Source organism: Clostridium sp. JN-9 (assembly GCF_004103695.1).
Taxonomy (GTDB): Bacteria; Bacillota; Clostridia; order Clostridiales; family Clostridiaceae; genus JN-9.
Genome location: NZ_CP035280.1, coordinates 182,171 through 196,905, shown reverse-complemented (window position 1 = coordinate 196,905; position 14,735 = coordinate 182,171). Strand labels below are relative to the sequence as shown.

Annotated in this window: 14 protein-coding genes; 3 read left to right on the top strand and 11 right to left on the bottom strand. The window is 31.0% G+C overall.

The window, feature by feature from the left end; all coding sequences use genetic code 11:
• Positions 1-5: 5 nt before the first annotated feature.
• The 4 genes from EQM05_RS00980 to EQM05_RS00965 are packed head-to-tail and all read right to left on the bottom strand — an operon-like array spanning position 6 to position 3,032.
• A complete protein-coding gene (locus EQM05_RS00980; RefSeq protein WP_128748090.1) occupies positions 6-1,034 on the bottom strand; it encodes a CotS family spore coat protein in 1,029 nt (342 codons plus the stop codon).
• Between the two features lie 11 nt (positions 1,035-1,045).
• Positions 1,046-1,786, bottom strand: coding sequence for a hypothetical protein (locus tag EQM05_RS00975; RefSeq protein WP_128748088.1), 741 nt, complete (start codon positions 1,784-1,786; stop codon positions 1,046-1,048).
• Positions 1,787-1,804: 18 nt separating this feature from the next.
• A complete protein-coding gene (locus EQM05_RS00970; protein ID WP_128748086.1) occupies positions 1,805-1,990 on the bottom strand; it encodes a hypothetical protein in 186 nt (61 codons plus the stop codon).
• A gap of 31 nt (positions 1,991-2,021) precedes the next feature.
• Entirely contained in the window at positions 2,022-3,032 is a 1,011-nt protein-coding gene (locus EQM05_RS00965; protein WP_128748084.1) for a CotS family spore coat protein, read from the bottom strand.
• Between the two features lie 126 nt (positions 3,033-3,158).
• Between EQM05_RS00965 and EQM05_RS00960 the strand changes: the two genes are divergently transcribed.
• Positions 3,159-4,280, top strand: coding sequence for a glycosyltransferase family 1 protein (locus tag EQM05_RS00960; RefSeq protein ID WP_128748082.1), 1,122 nt, complete (start codon positions 3,159-3,161; stop codon positions 4,278-4,280).
• Between the two features lie 188 nt (positions 4,281-4,468).
• Here EQM05_RS00960 and EQM05_RS00955 read toward each other — a convergent pair whose 3' ends face one another.
• The 4 genes from EQM05_RS00955 to larC all read right to left on the bottom strand — a co-directional run bounded on the left by EQM05_RS00955 (position 4,469) and on the right by larC (position 9,497).
• Positions 4,469-5,710 (bottom strand): extracellular solute-binding protein, encoded by a 1,242-nt coding sequence (locus tag EQM05_RS00955; protein ID WP_128748080.1) that lies wholly within the window; start codon positions 5,708-5,710, stop codon positions 4,469-4,471.
• Positions 5,711-5,904: 194 nt separating this feature from the next.
• Positions 5,905-7,287, bottom strand: coding sequence for a radical SAM protein (locus EQM05_RS00950; RefSeq protein WP_128748078.1), 1,383 nt, complete (start codon positions 7,285-7,287; stop codon positions 5,905-5,907).
• A 232-nt stretch (positions 7,288-7,519) separates the two neighbouring features.
• The gene (gene larB / locus EQM05_RS00945) at positions 7,520-8,266 is read right to left on the bottom strand and encodes a nickel pincer cofactor biosynthesis protein LarB (protein WP_128748076.1); all 747 of its coding nucleotides are present in this window, start codon (positions 8,264-8,266) and stop codon (positions 7,520-7,522) included.
• Entirely contained in the window at positions 8,259-9,497 is a 1,239-nt protein-coding gene (gene larC / locus EQM05_RS00940; RefSeq protein WP_128748074.1) for a nickel pincer cofactor biosynthesis protein LarC, read from the bottom strand. Before larC ends, larB begins: the two co-directional genes overlap by 8 nt.
• A gap of 159 nt (positions 9,498-9,656) precedes the next feature.
• Between larC and nagE the strand changes: the two genes are divergently transcribed.
• Positions 9,657-11,063 (top strand): N-acetylglucosamine-specific PTS transporter subunit IIBC, encoded by a 1,407-nt coding sequence (gene nagE / locus EQM05_RS00935; RefSeq protein ID WP_128748072.1) that lies wholly within the window; start codon positions 9,657-9,659, stop codon positions 11,061-11,063.
• 176 nt (positions 11,064-11,239) lie between these two features.
• Here the strand turns inward: nagE and EQM05_RS00930 are convergent, their stop codons facing one another.
• Positions 11,240-12,313 carry a S66 peptidase family protein gene (locus tag EQM05_RS00930; RefSeq protein ID WP_128748070.1) on the bottom strand — a complete coding sequence of 358 codons (1,074 nt, stop codon included), beginning with the start codon at positions 12,311-12,313 and terminating at the stop codon, positions 11,240-11,242.
• Between the two features lie 100 nt (positions 12,314-12,413).
• Positions 12,414-12,944 carry a dihydrofolate reductase family protein gene (locus EQM05_RS00925; RefSeq protein WP_128748068.1) on the bottom strand — a complete coding sequence of 177 codons (531 nt, stop codon included), beginning with the start codon at positions 12,942-12,944 and terminating at the stop codon, positions 12,414-12,416.
• Positions 12,945-13,672: 728 nt separating this feature from the next.
• Between EQM05_RS00925 and EQM05_RS00915 the strand changes: the two genes are divergently transcribed.
• Positions 13,673-13,912 (top strand): DUF3888 domain-containing protein, encoded by a 240-nt coding sequence (locus tag EQM05_RS00915; protein ID WP_164917157.1) that lies wholly within the window; start codon positions 13,673-13,675, stop codon positions 13,910-13,912.
• A 37-nt stretch (positions 13,913-13,949) separates the two neighbouring features.
• Here EQM05_RS00915 and EQM05_RS00910 read toward each other — a convergent pair whose 3' ends face one another.
• On the bottom strand, positions 13,950-14,681 hold the full coding sequence (locus EQM05_RS00910) for an ATP-binding cassette domain-containing protein (RefSeq protein ID WP_128748064.1): 732 nt from the start codon (positions 14,679-14,681) through the stop codon (positions 13,950-13,952).
• Between the last annotated feature and the right edge of the window lie 54 nt (positions 14,682-14,735).

Genomic DNA, 14,735 nt, shown 5'->3' with positions numbered 1-14,735 from the left:
CCTGGTTATATAGGATGATTTATAAATTCATAAAAACTTTTTAAAAATTCTTCCCTATAGTCCTTATACTGGCACTTCTTTAATAATCTTGATATAAATACTTCTTCATCCCACTGCTTAAGCCTTGTATAATAATCCTTGGAAATATTATAAAAATCATCCGGGAAAGTCAGCATTCCATATAGAACCTTAAGTTCTCTTGAATCTAAGTTATTTACTGAATTGTAGCAGTTAATTATCTGCTTTGCTTTTTCCACATCAAAAGCAAAATTTTTAATAACCTTGTTGATAAAATTACATAAATCATGCACCTTTATATCAATAATTGAATAGTCAAAATCAATAAAATATGCTTCATTATCTTTAATTATTATATTATGATGAGCTAAATCATGGTGACATAACACTATTTTGTCCTCTTCGCTGCATATTTTATAATAAGGGGATTTCTCCAGAATATCTATGCTTTTTTTTATTTCTCCAATATAATAATCTACATTAGATAAAAATATAGTGTCAAATTCATTTTTTGTATCATGCATATTTGCTATACTTTTAAAAAAATTGATTTCTTCAAGTCTTCTTTTAAAATTATCAATTATTCTTCCATTATTGTATTTATGCATATATGTTGATCTAAATCCCTCAGAAGACTTATGAAATTCTCCTAATCCCTCAGATGCAATCTTTATATCCACTGGATTGCTGTAATCACATTCTCTTCCATGAACTAAATACATCAAACAATATAAATCTGATTTCCAGGGCAGGCATATATCTCCGTTTTTCAACTTGACAAAATCCATAACTCTATTGAATTTATTTTTTACATATTTTATGCCGCTTAATATAAATTTAAGCTGTTCTTCTGAATAATCAATTTTCTTTAGTATCATATCACCTTTATCTGTGGATACTATAAAAACATTTCTCACAGGGGCTACATCCGTAACATTTACTCCAAATTCTTTAAATAAATCTATAGATAGATCGTAATGAGATAAATAGCTTTTTTCTTTATATTTATTTACCATCAATCACACTCCTAAAGCAAATTGTTTGCACATGAACAGGATTTTTTTATTTTTTTCATAATATTTTTCTCCTGAAAATTATTACAGCTGTATCTTAACAAATATTTGAAGTAATATTCAGGATATCCTAAAGATGATTTTATAAATTCGCAGCTGTCTTGCCCTAAATCTGCTTTATCACAAAAGTATCTTATTAATGTACTATAGTTTAAATCAATATTTTTTCTAAGTAACTTTTCAAATAAATATATAATATCTGTTTCAACCATATCGTAACAGCACTTATCTGCATCAATTATTTCAATGGTTTCATTTTTTCTCAAATTATCAAAATATGTTCTGCCTAAACATACTTCCTCATTTTTCATACTTCTCATCAAAAGTCCTGTATAATTAAGCTTTTGTATATTATTTATACTCTCTTCAGCTTTTTTAATATTATAATCTGAATTTGATAAAATTAATTTTTCAATTTGGTTTTTCCCAGCTGATGTCTTTAATGAGGTTACAGCTTTTTTTACTTTTTTTAGATCAACTTTATATTTTTCAATTAATTTACCTGTATTATTATTTATTCTGTTATTCATATATCCATTGTAACCTCTCACCCTGTTTTGAAATTCCACAATAATATCTATATGCTCTATTACCATTTCATCGCTTATATTTTTTAAATTTCTCATGTCATTTTCAAAATATTTTACAACTGCAATTTTGTTAGATTCCAGATAGTTTATAAAATCCTGCTGCATTACTTCACCCCTAAAATATTATTTATGCTTCATGGATTTCATTATTTTCCTTTGTTTATGTCTCAGTTTTCCCATCTTTTCTCTTTCCTTTTTAAATTTTTTCATATTTTTAATAGATTCCTTCAGGTTCTTTATCTCTTCTCTATATCCTTCTAAATTAGCAGTATCAAACTCTTCAGATGTTTCCAGTATCTCTTTGCTCATTTTTATATTCCCTCCTTAGGCTTTATTAAAATTATGGTCTATAATTAAAAAATCTAAATTCATCTATAAAATTTTGTTTATCCTCTCTATCCTCCAGTATTTTCTCTAATTTTTTAACAAAGAACTCTTCTCCCCATGGCTGCTTTTCCCAGTAGTACTGTATTCCAATCTGCCAAAAGTCTTGAGGGAACTCCATAAATGCAGAGATTATAGGTATATCTGTACTCTCAACTGTCTTTACATTATTGTAGCTATCCAATATAAATGACGCAGTGCCAATATCCCATTTGTTGTTCTTCATTATCCTCAGCAGAAGACTTGACAAATCATGAAGATGGGAATCCAGGATACAGTAATCAAAATCAATTATATTTACTTCTCCGTTTTTTTCTATGAGAACATTGTGATGAGCAAAATCATGATGACAAAAACCACTTAATGCAATCTCACTTTTAACTTTCTCAATATAATCGCTGCTGACTAAATTATTAATAGAACTATCACACCTTAAAATCTCTTCATCAATACAATTTTCATACATAGAATCAAATTGTGACTTTTTTTGTTTATTTAAAATTCTTTTTTTAAAATCATATATCTCATCTTTCCTGGTTTTAAAATTATCAATCCATTTAAGCCATCCTATACGTGGATTCATTTCAGGAGTAATTTGAAATCCTTCACTTTTTTTATGAAGCTCTGCCAGCTTCCCTGCTGCTATAACAATGTCAATAGGGTTATTATAATTACACTGTCTGCTGTCAATCCATTTTGTAAGATATGCATAATTATTGCCTAACTGTATAAAATCACTGGATTTAATTGTACTTATAATATCTGGTGTTTTTTTAAAATTATTATCCTGAAGATGCTTAATTGCATTTAAAATGAAAATAAAATGACCATAGTCATATTTTATTACTTTAAGACAATACTTCCCTGAATCCGATTCTATTTTGTATACATTCTTAAGCTTTTCTATGGAGGAAGCATTAATATCATATTCCTCTTTTATTAAGGAGGACAGTGCTTTAATGTCCATTTGTATCCTCTAAAAATATTAATTCTATATGTATTATATGCGTATCTCTTATGTATGTGCTAAATAGCACATTTTCTTCATAATAGTAATATAATAATAATTAAGAAATATTTGTGAGGAGTTATCATGAGGATTGCACTGGATGCCAGGGGCATTAATTGGTACAGGGGTACAGGAATTGGAACTTACACCTGTAATTTATTAAATAATCTTTTAAAAATAGATAAACAGGACTATTTTCATATATATTGGTCAGGAAACAATTACGAGAACTTAACTGATTCAAATACAAAAATTATTATGTCTTCAAGAAAGCATCATAAATTCTTTGAACAGATTTATTTCCCTAATAATTTAATAGAAGAAAATATAGATATCTATCATATACCTCAAAATGGTATAGGACTTAATAATGACATAACATGCAGAAAAATTGTAACGATTCATGATTTAATTCCTTATTTAATGCCAGAAACTGTTGGACGTGGATATTTAAAAAACTTTCTAAGGGATATTCCTGAAATAATAGAAAATTCAGATGGAATAATAACAGTTTCTGAATGTTCAAAAAGAGATATACTAAAATTTTTCCCAATAAATGAAGATAAAGTTTTTGTAACTCCTCTTGCTGCGGATTCCAAATATAAACCATTGGATAAAAACTTGTGCAGAGGTTTTTTAAAGGAGAAATATGCTGTAAGCAATCCATTTATACTCTACATTGGAGGCTTCAGCCAGAGGAAAAATGTAAGATCCCTGCTTATTGCCTTTTCTGAAATAAAAAATAAAATCAATGATAAAATATCCCTGGTAATTGTGGGGGCTACCAGAGATGACAGCAATTCTTTAATATCATTAAGTAAAAGACTGGGTATATTTTCTGATATTATTTTTACCGGATATGTACCTGAAGAACATCTTCCCATTCTATATAATGGATGTGAGATATTTGTATATCCATCGCTTTACGAAGGTTTTGGTCTTCCTCCACTGGAGGCTATGAGCTGTGGAGCACCAGTTATAACTTCAAATTTAACTTCTATTCCTGAAGTAGTTCAGGATACTGGAATATTAATTAATCCTTACTGCACTGATGAATTGATAAATGCTTTGCTTATTATGCTGAACAATCCAAAGGTAAAAGATGATTATATTGAAAAAGGCCTAAAAAGGGCCTCTGAATTCTCCTGGGAAAAAACAGCATTAAAAACTCTTGAAATTTATAAAACTGTAGCTTCATTTGTTTAATTGTATAGTCTTAGCTATTTTAAAACAATAGAAAAATCTCCAAATTGCAACTACACGCCCATGCAATCTGGAGATTTTCCTTTATATTATATTTCCCTTGATTAATCCCTATTTCATTTATTATTATAGTACTTCTTTTCAAATTTGTAAACGTTTTTCCAAAATTAAAATACTTTTTTTATTTAAAATCATATCCCATTTATTTCCTCATCCATATCAATAACAATGGAGTCTATATCAGCATTACTTCCATGCAGCTTATCTAAATTCTGTTCAAGTATACCATTGATTGTACTATATCTGCTTGTATAATTAACTACTGGAGAAAGTCTTGCAATAGCCTCATATAATTTATATTCATTGCCATTAAAAAAGTTATTTTCCTTCTTTAAATCAATACTTTGTGACACATCTATACATATTGGCACAGTTCCAAAATTCTGAGAAAGCTTCACATTTACGTCCTTATCATTACTTAAAAACTTCAAAAAATCTAATGCTAATTTAGAGTTTTTTGAATCCTTATTTAAAAGAAGGCTGCTTCCCCCAAATGTTACAGATCTATTCCCTGCCGGCTCAAAAGCTGGTAACTGAATTATCTGCCACTTGCCTTTCATATTGGGGCTGCTTTTAGAAACTGCTGTCATATTTGATGAATTTCCTATAACTGCACTAACTTTATCATTTCTAATTTCGTTACTAATGTTATTTGAATTATACAATAGTGCCTCTGAATATAAGCTGTTTAAAACACCTATCGCATTTATCGAAACATTAGAGGAAATTAAGCTTTTTCCGTTCTTATCCACATAGCCTCCCCTTAATTGATTAAGTAATATGGAATAAAGCCTTCCGGTACTCTCCTGTGTTACAATTCTTTTGCCAGTGCTCTTATTTACTTTTACAGCTGCATCTATGAATTGCTGCCAGGTTTTTATATCCTCTGCAGGGGCCCCTGCTTCTTTAAATAAATCCTGCCTGTAATAAATCACATAGGCATATGTATACCATGGATATCCATAAGTCTTTCCATTATAACTGTTATTAGGTATATAACCTTTAAGAATGCTTCCTTTTCCATCAGTTATGCTGCTTCCTAAATCATAAAACAATTTTGAATTTAAATTCAAAATCTCCTGCATATTTTCTTCTCCGGTTATATATAAATCATATTTTTTATACTTTTCATCCTTAGAGCTCAATAATGAAGCTGTATCCATGGGCTGAATATTTATATTCACCTTTGGATTGCTGGTTTTAAAATCTTCTGCAGCAGTTTTAATGATTTGATCATTATTAGTATCTGCGGCTATTGAAATAGTTCCTGATAATTCATCTGGTTTCTTAACCTCTGCATTTTTACCGCACCCCATAAGTGAAATTAAACAGACTGATGCAAAAACTGCTATTGCTCTGCTGAACCTCTTCAAAAGATATCATCTCCTATAAAAGAAAGACTTTAATAATTGCTATATATTATGTTATCAGACAAATAGGTTTCTTTCAATACTACATAAATTTAAAAGTATATGTTATGGCTTAAATTAAAAATATAAAGCTCCAGGCATGATTAATTGCCTGAAGCCAAAATATAATCTATTAAATTAAAATACCCTTATAATGCCTAACCTCTTGAAAACTTTTCGTTGCCTTTTTCATGGAATACATTTTTCCATTCTCTTTCTGCATATGGTCTCCAGTCTTCAGCAACCTGCTCTAATGTATTTATAAACTTCTTATCATGCAGCATTGCATCTCCGCCTTCATCAGTTGGTTTAGCACCAGTCTTTTCACATACTTCCCTTACAACATTTGGATTATCAATCATCATACATGGTCTTAACATGTTTTCATTATAAGGCTGTCTGCTTCTTAATTCTTTAAAGAAAGGCTCTCTTAATACATCTATAAGATGCTTTCCCTTTAGATTTGATGAAGCAAAATGAGCAAAAATACATGGCTCACAGTCCTCATGAACATTAACATGCATATAAAACTTACCTGCTATGCAGCCTCCAACATATGGTGCATCATTAAAGAAGTCAATTGTAAAATATGGCTTAGTAGTTCTGATTTCTCTTGTTCTCTTACCTAAATATGCCCTTTGTTCAGGTGACAGCATCATATTGAAATCAGGATTTCTTGCACCTACTGGCATAAATAAGAAATACCAGTTCATCTTAGAACCTTTTTCAATAAGTTTATCTACAAATTCATCTGAAAGCACTGAATCTATATTCATTTTAGTAACAGCTGTAGAAACACCAAACAGTACTCCTCTTTCTTTTAGTTTATCCATGGCATTCATAACTCTGGTGTAAGCGCCAATACCTCTTCTTCCATCTGTAGCTTCTTCATTACCTTCAATTGAGAGCATTGGTACTACGTTTCCTAAATCCCTAAGTTTATCTGCCAGTTCATCATCAATTAAAGAGCAGTTTGTAAATGGTGTAAACATTACATCATCATATTTTTTGTATATGTCCAGTAATTCTTTATAGAAAAATGGTTCTCCTCCAAGCACTATGATGTAATAGATTCCCAAATCCCTTGCTTCACCAACTATTCTGTCTACCTCTTCAATTGGCATTTTAGGCTGATCAAGCAAATCTGTAGCATAACATCCCTTGCATCTTAAATTGCATTGCATAGATGGGCTTATAAGAAGGACAAATGGTATCTTTGTATTTTCCGTTTCCAAATACTTTTTTCTTTTAGGTCCGCCATACCAGTTAGCATTTGCAAAAAAGTTGACAAAGAATTTTTTTAGGCAATTCTTGTCAGTTTGTGTTAGTATGTTTTGGATTAGTTCATGTGTAGCATCCTGTTTATTATAGTAATCCTGAACTACCTCTATCTGCTTCATCTGAGTTTCATCTTTTGCTAACTTCTTAACTGCAGCAAAAATCCTATCTACGTTTTTTTCCGGGTCTTTTTCAAGCATTCCAACAATAGTATTTACTACCGTCTGCTTAGCTGATTTCTCTAAGTTGTCTTTAATATTCATAAAACTTCCCCCTCGCACAAAGTTATAATATAAGTACACTCTATATATATTTAGATATATAAAATATAATTACATTATATTCCACCACATGCCTTTGTCAACAGAATTGGGCCATAGTTAACAAAGTTTTAATAAGTTTTAATAATATTCCAATACTTTATGCTAACCAGTCTAAATTTGACGATTAAAAAAATGCCATAGTATGAATTATGACATTTTTCTAACTATTTAACTATAATTTATTAATCATACTTGCTATATAGCCTGCTCCAAATCCATTATCTATATTAACTACGCTAACACCGCTGGAACAGCTGTTGAGCATTGACAGCAGCGCTGAAAGCCCTGAAAAATTGGCCCCGTACCCAACGCTTGTTGGCACAGCAATTACAGGTTTATCAACTAATCCGCCTACTACACTGGCAAGTGCGCCCTCCATTCCTGCAATTACAATAACTACCTTTGCTCCTCTTATTAAATCAAGCCTGCTGAAAAGTCTGTGTATACCGGCTACTCCAACATCATATATTCTTTCAACCTTGTTTCCAAATATCTCTGCAGTTACTGCTGCCTCTTCGCTGACAGGCATATCTGAAGTTCCTGCTGTAACCACAGCAATATATGTATCTGTTTCCTCTGTTTTCTTCTTTTTTATCACAATTGTTCTGGCATATTCATTATATTCTGCTTCAGGGCATAAAGCCTTTACAGCTTCATACATTTCTTTCGATGCTCTTGTGCCAAGTATATTGCAGTTTTTAGTCAGCATGAACTCTACAATTTTCTTTACCTGATCTATAGTTTTCCCGGCGCAGTATATAACTTCAGGATAACCAACTCTAAGTTCTCTGTGGTTATCTATTTTTGCAAAACCCAAATCCTTAAAAGGAAGATCCTTTAATGCATCTACTCCATCATCAATGGTTATATTTCCCGCTTTTATATCCTGAAGTAACTTTTTTAACTCCTCACTATTCATTTGATTTCCCCGTTTCGTTATATATATTAACCTTAATTAATTCTCTTTCTACCTCATCATAAATGTCCTTTATCGGCACATTGAACTTTTCAGAGGCAGTTTTACAGTCCTTATATTCTGGTTTATACTTAATTTCTTTTCCATTAATCAAGCCAACTTTTATACTTATATCACCATACTTTGTTTCTATACTCTTAAATTTCCTTTGAAGCATATCCTTAGTAACTTTATATTTTCTTATACCAAGGGTAGTCGTTTCCCTTAGCATAGTACTGCTTATAACAGCTTCTTTCTCTATACTGCAGAGTACAGAAATCTTTGTTCCAGGTCTTCCCTTTTTCATTATAATTGGGGTAAGGTATACATCTGAAGCACCCAAATTAAACATTTTTTCAACTATATAATTATAAATTTCCGGATTCATATCATCTAAATTACATTCAATTATATATGCCTGGCTTTTTTCAAAATCATTTTCTTCATTTTCATAATCTTCTGCAAGCATTACCCTAAGAACATTCGGAATATCCCCTATGTCTTTATTCCCAATACCATAGCCAACCTTTATAGTCTTAAAATGATTTCTCATTGAAAACTCATTTACCATTGTTTTTAAAATAGCTGCCCCAGTTGGAGTAGTAGCTTCAAAACTTACTTTACCTGTGGTTACAGGCATTCCTGTAAGTATTTCTGCAGTGGCTGGTGCTGGTACAGGCATCAGGCCATGAGCACATTTTACAAAACCGCTTCCTAATTCAATTGGAGAGCTGATTATTTTATCTGCATTTAAATAATCAAAGCATATGGCAGCACCTATTATATCCACTATAGAATCCACTGCACCAACTTCATGAAAGTGAATGCTGTTAATATCGCAGTTATGAACTTTAGCCTCAGCTTTTGCAACCTGCATAAATATTTTCATACTTATATTTTTTATATTATCATTAAGCTGGCTTCCCATAATAATATTTGTAATATCCTCCAGATTTCTATGATGGTGGTGACCCATATGATGATCATGCTCATGATTATGATTAACTAAAACATTTAAATTTGTTCCGCTTATACCCTTTCGAGAGTCCTTCTTAACATCTAATTCAAATTCATTAATGTTTAATTTTGCCAGCTGCTTATTTATATAGTCCTTATCAACTCCAAGATCTATCATTGCACCTAAATTCATATCTCCGCTTATTCCAGAAAAGCAATCATAATATAATATTTTCATTTTTAACTCCTGTAGTAATTATTTTTTTATTTTCAGAATATATTTTATCATATAGTAATATATAAAATAAGTCCCTGGTAAGTTTAATTATAATAATTTGATGAGCGTACGGCATTAATTATTATAATTAAATATAAAATTAATTTTTAGGGGGTTTTTATGGCTAGTAATAATAAAGTTTTAGCTGGAGCTCAAAGGCTTGGTAAATCTCTTATGACTCCTGTAGCTGTATTACCAGCAGCTGCACTTCTATTAAGACTTGGTCAGCCGGATTTATTAAATTTACCATGGATGGCCGCTGCAGGTAGTGCAATATTTGATAATTTAGCACTTATTTTTGCAATAGGTATAGCTGTAGGTCTGGCAGATGAAAATAACGGTGTTGCAGGTTTGGCAGCTGTTGTAGGATACTTTGTACTTACAAAGGTTGCAGTCACATTTAACAAAGACATTGATATGGGTGTTCTGGCTGGTATCATAGTAGGTATTTTAGCAGGTAATTTATATAATAAATATAAGGCAGTCAAGGTTCCGGATTTCTTAGGATTCTTTGGCGGTAAACGTTTCGTACCAATAGTAACTTCATTTGTTACACTGATATTAGGTGTAGCAGCAGGTTATGTATGGCCTCTAATTCAAAATGGTATTAATGCATTTGGTAATGCTATTGCAGGTGCAGGTGCATTTGGTGCATTCCTATTTGGGTTCTTTAATAGATTATTAATCCCAGTGGGACTTCACCATGTATTAAATTCATTATTCTGGTTCCAGTTTGGTACATTTACAAATGCAGCTGGAAAAGTAGTTACAGGTGACTTAAATAGATTCTTTGCTTTAGATCCAAGTGCAGGAACATATATGACAGGTTTCTTCCCAATTATGATGTTTGGCCTTCCAGCAGCTTGTTTAGCTATGATAAGCGCTGCTAAAAAGCAAAATAGAAAAGCTGTTACTGGTATGTTACTTGGTATAGCATTTACATCTTTCTTAACTGGTATTACAGAACCTATAGAATTTACTTTTATGTTCTTAGCACCAGTATTATATGTTATCCATGCATTATTAACAGGATCTGCCATGGCAATAACCTCACTTTTAGGAATTAAGACAGGATTTGGATTCTCCGCCGGTTTATTTGATTATGCGCTAAACTGGGGAATTTCAACTAAACCATTGCTGTTATTATTTGTTGGCTTAGCTTATGCAGTTATATACTATTTTGTATTCCTATTTGCTATTAAAGCATTTGACATACCAACACCTGGCAGAATGGATGAAGATGAAGAGGTAGCTTCATTTACCAGCTTAAATAATTCAGAGCTTCGTGAAAAAGCAGCAGATATCTTAGATGCAATTGGTGCAAAATCAAATATTGATACTATAGATGCATGCATTACAAGAATTAGATTAAGCGTTAAAGATCCTGGATTAGTAAATGAAAATAAACTTAAAAAACTTGGAGCTACCGGCGTTATGAAGATGGGTAAAAACAATTTCCAGATTGTTGTGGGTACATCTGCTGATCCACTGGTAACACATATTAAATCAATAATGAAAGAACAATAAAAAATTGATTGTGACTGGAGAGTTCTCCAGTCACAATTTTCTTAATGAGTCGAAATTACCTATATCATACCAATCAAATTAACATTCATTAAAGTAGTTATTTTACAAATATTGATAACCTTGGTGTAATAAAAGCCTCTATTAATGCAGCTAATAATAATAACGGCACAATAATATCACTCAAAAAAAGATTCTTTAAACGTAATGGATTTTCTGCTTAAATCCACCTCCGTTTCAATTCCATACGGAATGATGCATCTTGGATATGCATGTCCGAAGTTTACATTATAGATTATTGGTAAATCTTTATTTTCAATAATCTTATGATAAATTTCTTTATACTCTTCATAATATTGTTCATCTTGAGGCTTTCCAATGATCATACCATTAATTACATCAAAAATTCCTGTACTCTTTAATGTAATTAATTCTTTTTCAAATACTTCTGGCTTGGGTTTTTCCTCGCAAGTTTCAATAAACAATATTTTATTTTTCCATTCATCCAAAGTTGGAAACAAACCATACTTTTCACAAGTATCTTTTTCATTATCATAGCGTGTATTGGTTAGTATATCATATAAACTTTCAAGACAACCGCCCAAAAGCCTTCCATTAAACTTGCATTTTCCTTGTAAAACTTCATATCCTTTTTCTTCTAAGTGTTCTACTCTGGCAGTTCCAACTGCCTCCTCAGAAAAATCTGTCCGTTCCTCATACCATACATTACTGGATTCAATACAATTTTCATTATGATTTTCAAAGTATTTCAAAAACTCAGTTTTTGTATAAGGCAGCATTTCTTTATCTAATTCAGCCAAATCACAAACAAGACAAGGTCCATAAAAAGTAGCCATTCCAAGTTTATAAAACATTAAATGATTTATCGTGGTATCTGAAAATCCAGTAAATAATTTAGGATTATTATGAACATCATCTATAAAATCATTATCCTCCATTAGATATGGCAATGTTCTAAATGTATCATCTCCACCAATGGCACATATAATCCCTTTTATAGATGTGTCATGAAAGGCATCTTTTAGATCCTGTGCTCTGGCTTCTGGGTTATTTTTTAGATATTCTATTCCCTTTAATGCATTTGGCATAATAACAGGTACTAATCCAAACTCTTTTAATCTCTTTAGTCCTAAATTTAATTCATGTTTTGCAAAATCTTCACCAAGCATACCACTTGATAAACTTATAAGTGCAACTTTATCTCCTTTAACTAATGGCTTTGGCTTTTTCATAATATCACATCCTAATTCAATTAATTAAATAATTTTTACTTCGTCATACCTTACCGCTGTAACGGATAAGAAGAAGATTGCGAACCAACTATCGATTTTTTTATTTCATCTCGTAATTAAGTTCAGCAAATTGATTGAATCTCCTCATATCCGTTAATTTTAATTCTAACTCAAAATCATTTTTATTAAATAAAGAAATTCCACTACCTATTAGTGTAGGTGTAATCGTAATGATAAATTCGTCAACTAACTTTTCTTTAATAAAAGAGTGTAAAAGATTTCCTCCACCAACAAGCCAAATGTTTCCTCCATCCAGGCTTTTTATTTTGTTTGTAAATTCAACTACATCTTGATTTATAAATTCTACATTTTCATTTTTATCATTTTCTGATTTAGAAAATACATAACACTTTTTATCCTTATACGGAAATTCACCTTTTTCTTTTTCAATAATCCAGTCATAAGTTCTTCTCCCAATTAGAATAGTATCAACTGTGCTGTAGAATTCAGAATATCCATTATCTCCTTCGCCTTCAGTTTTAAACAACCATTCCAAGGAGTCATTTTCTGTTGCTATATAGCCATCTAAACTTGTTGCAATATATAAAACTAATTTTCTTTTGTTAGACATATACAAACCTCCATATTTATGAAATTTAATTATATTTTAAAATACAATTAGTGAACAATATTCAACTAATTCGTCATAAATTGAAAATTACAAACTAAAGTATTATTGCAGAATTAAGTTCATATCAAAAATTTAATTTCATATTTTATGGGTATATCAAACTCACAAGGCAAAGGAATGGATGACTTTAACTTTTTTGGAATACTTAACTAAGGATTACGGCCATTTGTTTATAACGGTTTGACTGCCCTTGTAGCATAAAAAGTCGGGACATTGAATTCATGAAGTTTACCTGTACCGTTTGTATCCTGGAATATATCTGTAAGAACAAACCCTGCTTGTAATTGTCCGCCAATTTGTTTCTCAATGGTATGTGAAAATTGAATTTCCCAATCATTTGGTACGGGTTTAGTAGGTGTTAATATTACAAACCAATTATTATTTTTTGCTTTTTTAAAAACTTTATGATTAATAGGTTGTCCTCACTCCCAGCCTTCATTAATCCATTTATCAAAAAATTTAGAGTTTACTTCCGTATATTTTTTATCCATTCTTTCTCACTCCAATCCAGTTTTTTTCTTCTATTAGTAATTAATATATAGCTGATTAATACATTACTATTGGTATCACAGGGAACACTAATATAAAATAAGCGCTGGAGGTTACGTTATGGGAAGAAGATTTTCAATAACTTCTTTAATTATAATTGCATTAATCCTTCTTTTCAATTGCCAGTAAAAGGTTTTGAACAAATACCTGATGCAAAATTAGGCTTACCTTATGAATATACTCCAAAAGAAGGGTCAGTTGAGGTACAGCCTTTTGTGGGAGCACATAATACAATAGGGATAGATGAGATGACAATCAAAATAGAAGAAGTAACTCCCACAGTAGAAAACTTTAAGCACATAAAGAGTTTCCCATATCTACTCACCCATAGGAAGTATTTTTTGAGCCTTTCTATATAAATTTTTTGCACAATTTACTTATATTCACACAATCTTTTTATTCAATTTTTCCTGCAACAAATTTATACTTTTTATATGCATTATTTATATTATATGCATTATCTATAATGAATGGCTTGTGCGTAATAATTATAATAGTTTTTTCTCCTTTTAAGTTACTAATTGTATTGCCAATCATTTTTTCTGTTTCTGAATCTAATTCTGCTGTACCCTCATCAATAAGCAAAATTTCTTTTTTACTAACTAATGCCCTTGCAATAGCTATTCTTTGACGTTGTCCACCAGAAATATTGTCACAAGTTTCATTTATAACTGTATCATAACCATTTTCAAGATTCATAATAAAATCATGAGCATTAGCCAATTTACATGCTTCTAAAATATCTTCCTCCGTTGCATTTTGATTCCCAAGCCTAATATTTTCCTTAACAGTCAGCTGAAATAAATGGCAATCCTGATCTACATAAGCTATCTGGTTTCTCAATCCCGAAATATCTGTATCGTCTACATACTTTCCATTCAATTTATATATACCAGAAGCAGGATGATAAAATCCTAATAGGATTTTAATAAATGTACTTTTGCCTTCTCCGCTCTCCCCTGTAATTTCAACAAAATCACCATAATCAATATTCATTGATATACCATCTATTACATTATTCATTCCATCATAACTAAAAACCAGGTCTTTGATACCAATACATTCCTTATATTTTTTTGTTTCATTCTTGTATAATAAATTTGTATTAGAAATTTTTTCAGTTTTCATTTCGAAAATCTCAAATAGCCTTTCAACAGAAGGAGATGCTTTCTGTATTTCACC

Bases quoted from the DNA above. Each gene is read 5' to 3' on its own strand.
- larC (WP_128748074.1), bottom strand. From the start codon at position 9,497: ATGAAAATATTATATTATGATTGCTTTTCTGGAATAAGCGGAGATATG.
- EQM05_RS00965 (WP_128748084.1), bottom strand. From the start codon at position 3,032: ATGGACATTAAAGCACTGTCCTCCTTAATAAAAGAGGAATATGATATT.
- EQM05_RS00980 (WP_128748090.1), bottom strand. From the start codon at position 1,034: ATGGTAAATAAATATAAAGAAAAAAGCTATTTATCTCATTACGATCTA.
- EQM05_RS00975 (WP_128748088.1), bottom strand. From the start codon at position 1,786: ATGCAGCAGGATTTTATAAACTATCTGGAATCTAACAAAATTGCAGTT.
- EQM05_RS00950 (WP_128748078.1), bottom strand. From the start codon at position 7,287: ATGAATATTAAAGACAACTTAGAGAAATCAGCTAAGCAGACGGTAGTA.
- EQM05_RS00910 (WP_128748064.1), bottom strand. From the start codon at position 14,681: ATGAAAACTGAAAAAATTTCTAATACAAATTTATTATACAAGAATGAA.
- EQM05_RS00960 (WP_128748082.1), top strand. From the start codon at position 3,159: ATGAGGATTGCACTGGATGCCAGGGGCATTAATTGGTACAGGGGTACA.
- EQM05_RS00925 (WP_128748068.1), bottom strand. From the start codon at position 12,944: ATGTCTAACAAAAGAAAATTAGTTTTATATATTGCAACAAGTTTAGAT.
- EQM05_RS00930 (WP_128748070.1), bottom strand. From the start codon at position 12,313: ATGAAAAAGCCAAAGCCATTAGTTAAAGGAGATAAAGTTGCACTTATA.
- EQM05_RS00970 (WP_128748086.1), bottom strand. From the start codon at position 1,990: ATGAGCAAAGAGATACTGGAAACATCTGAAGAGTTTGATACTGCTAAT.
- nagE (WP_128748072.1), top strand. From the start codon at position 9,657: ATGGCTAGTAATAATAAAGTTTTAGCTGGAGCTCAAAGGCTTGGTAAA.
- larB (WP_128748076.1), bottom strand. From the start codon at position 8,266: ATGAATAGTGAGGAGTTAAAAAAGTTACTTCAGGATATAAAAGCGGGA.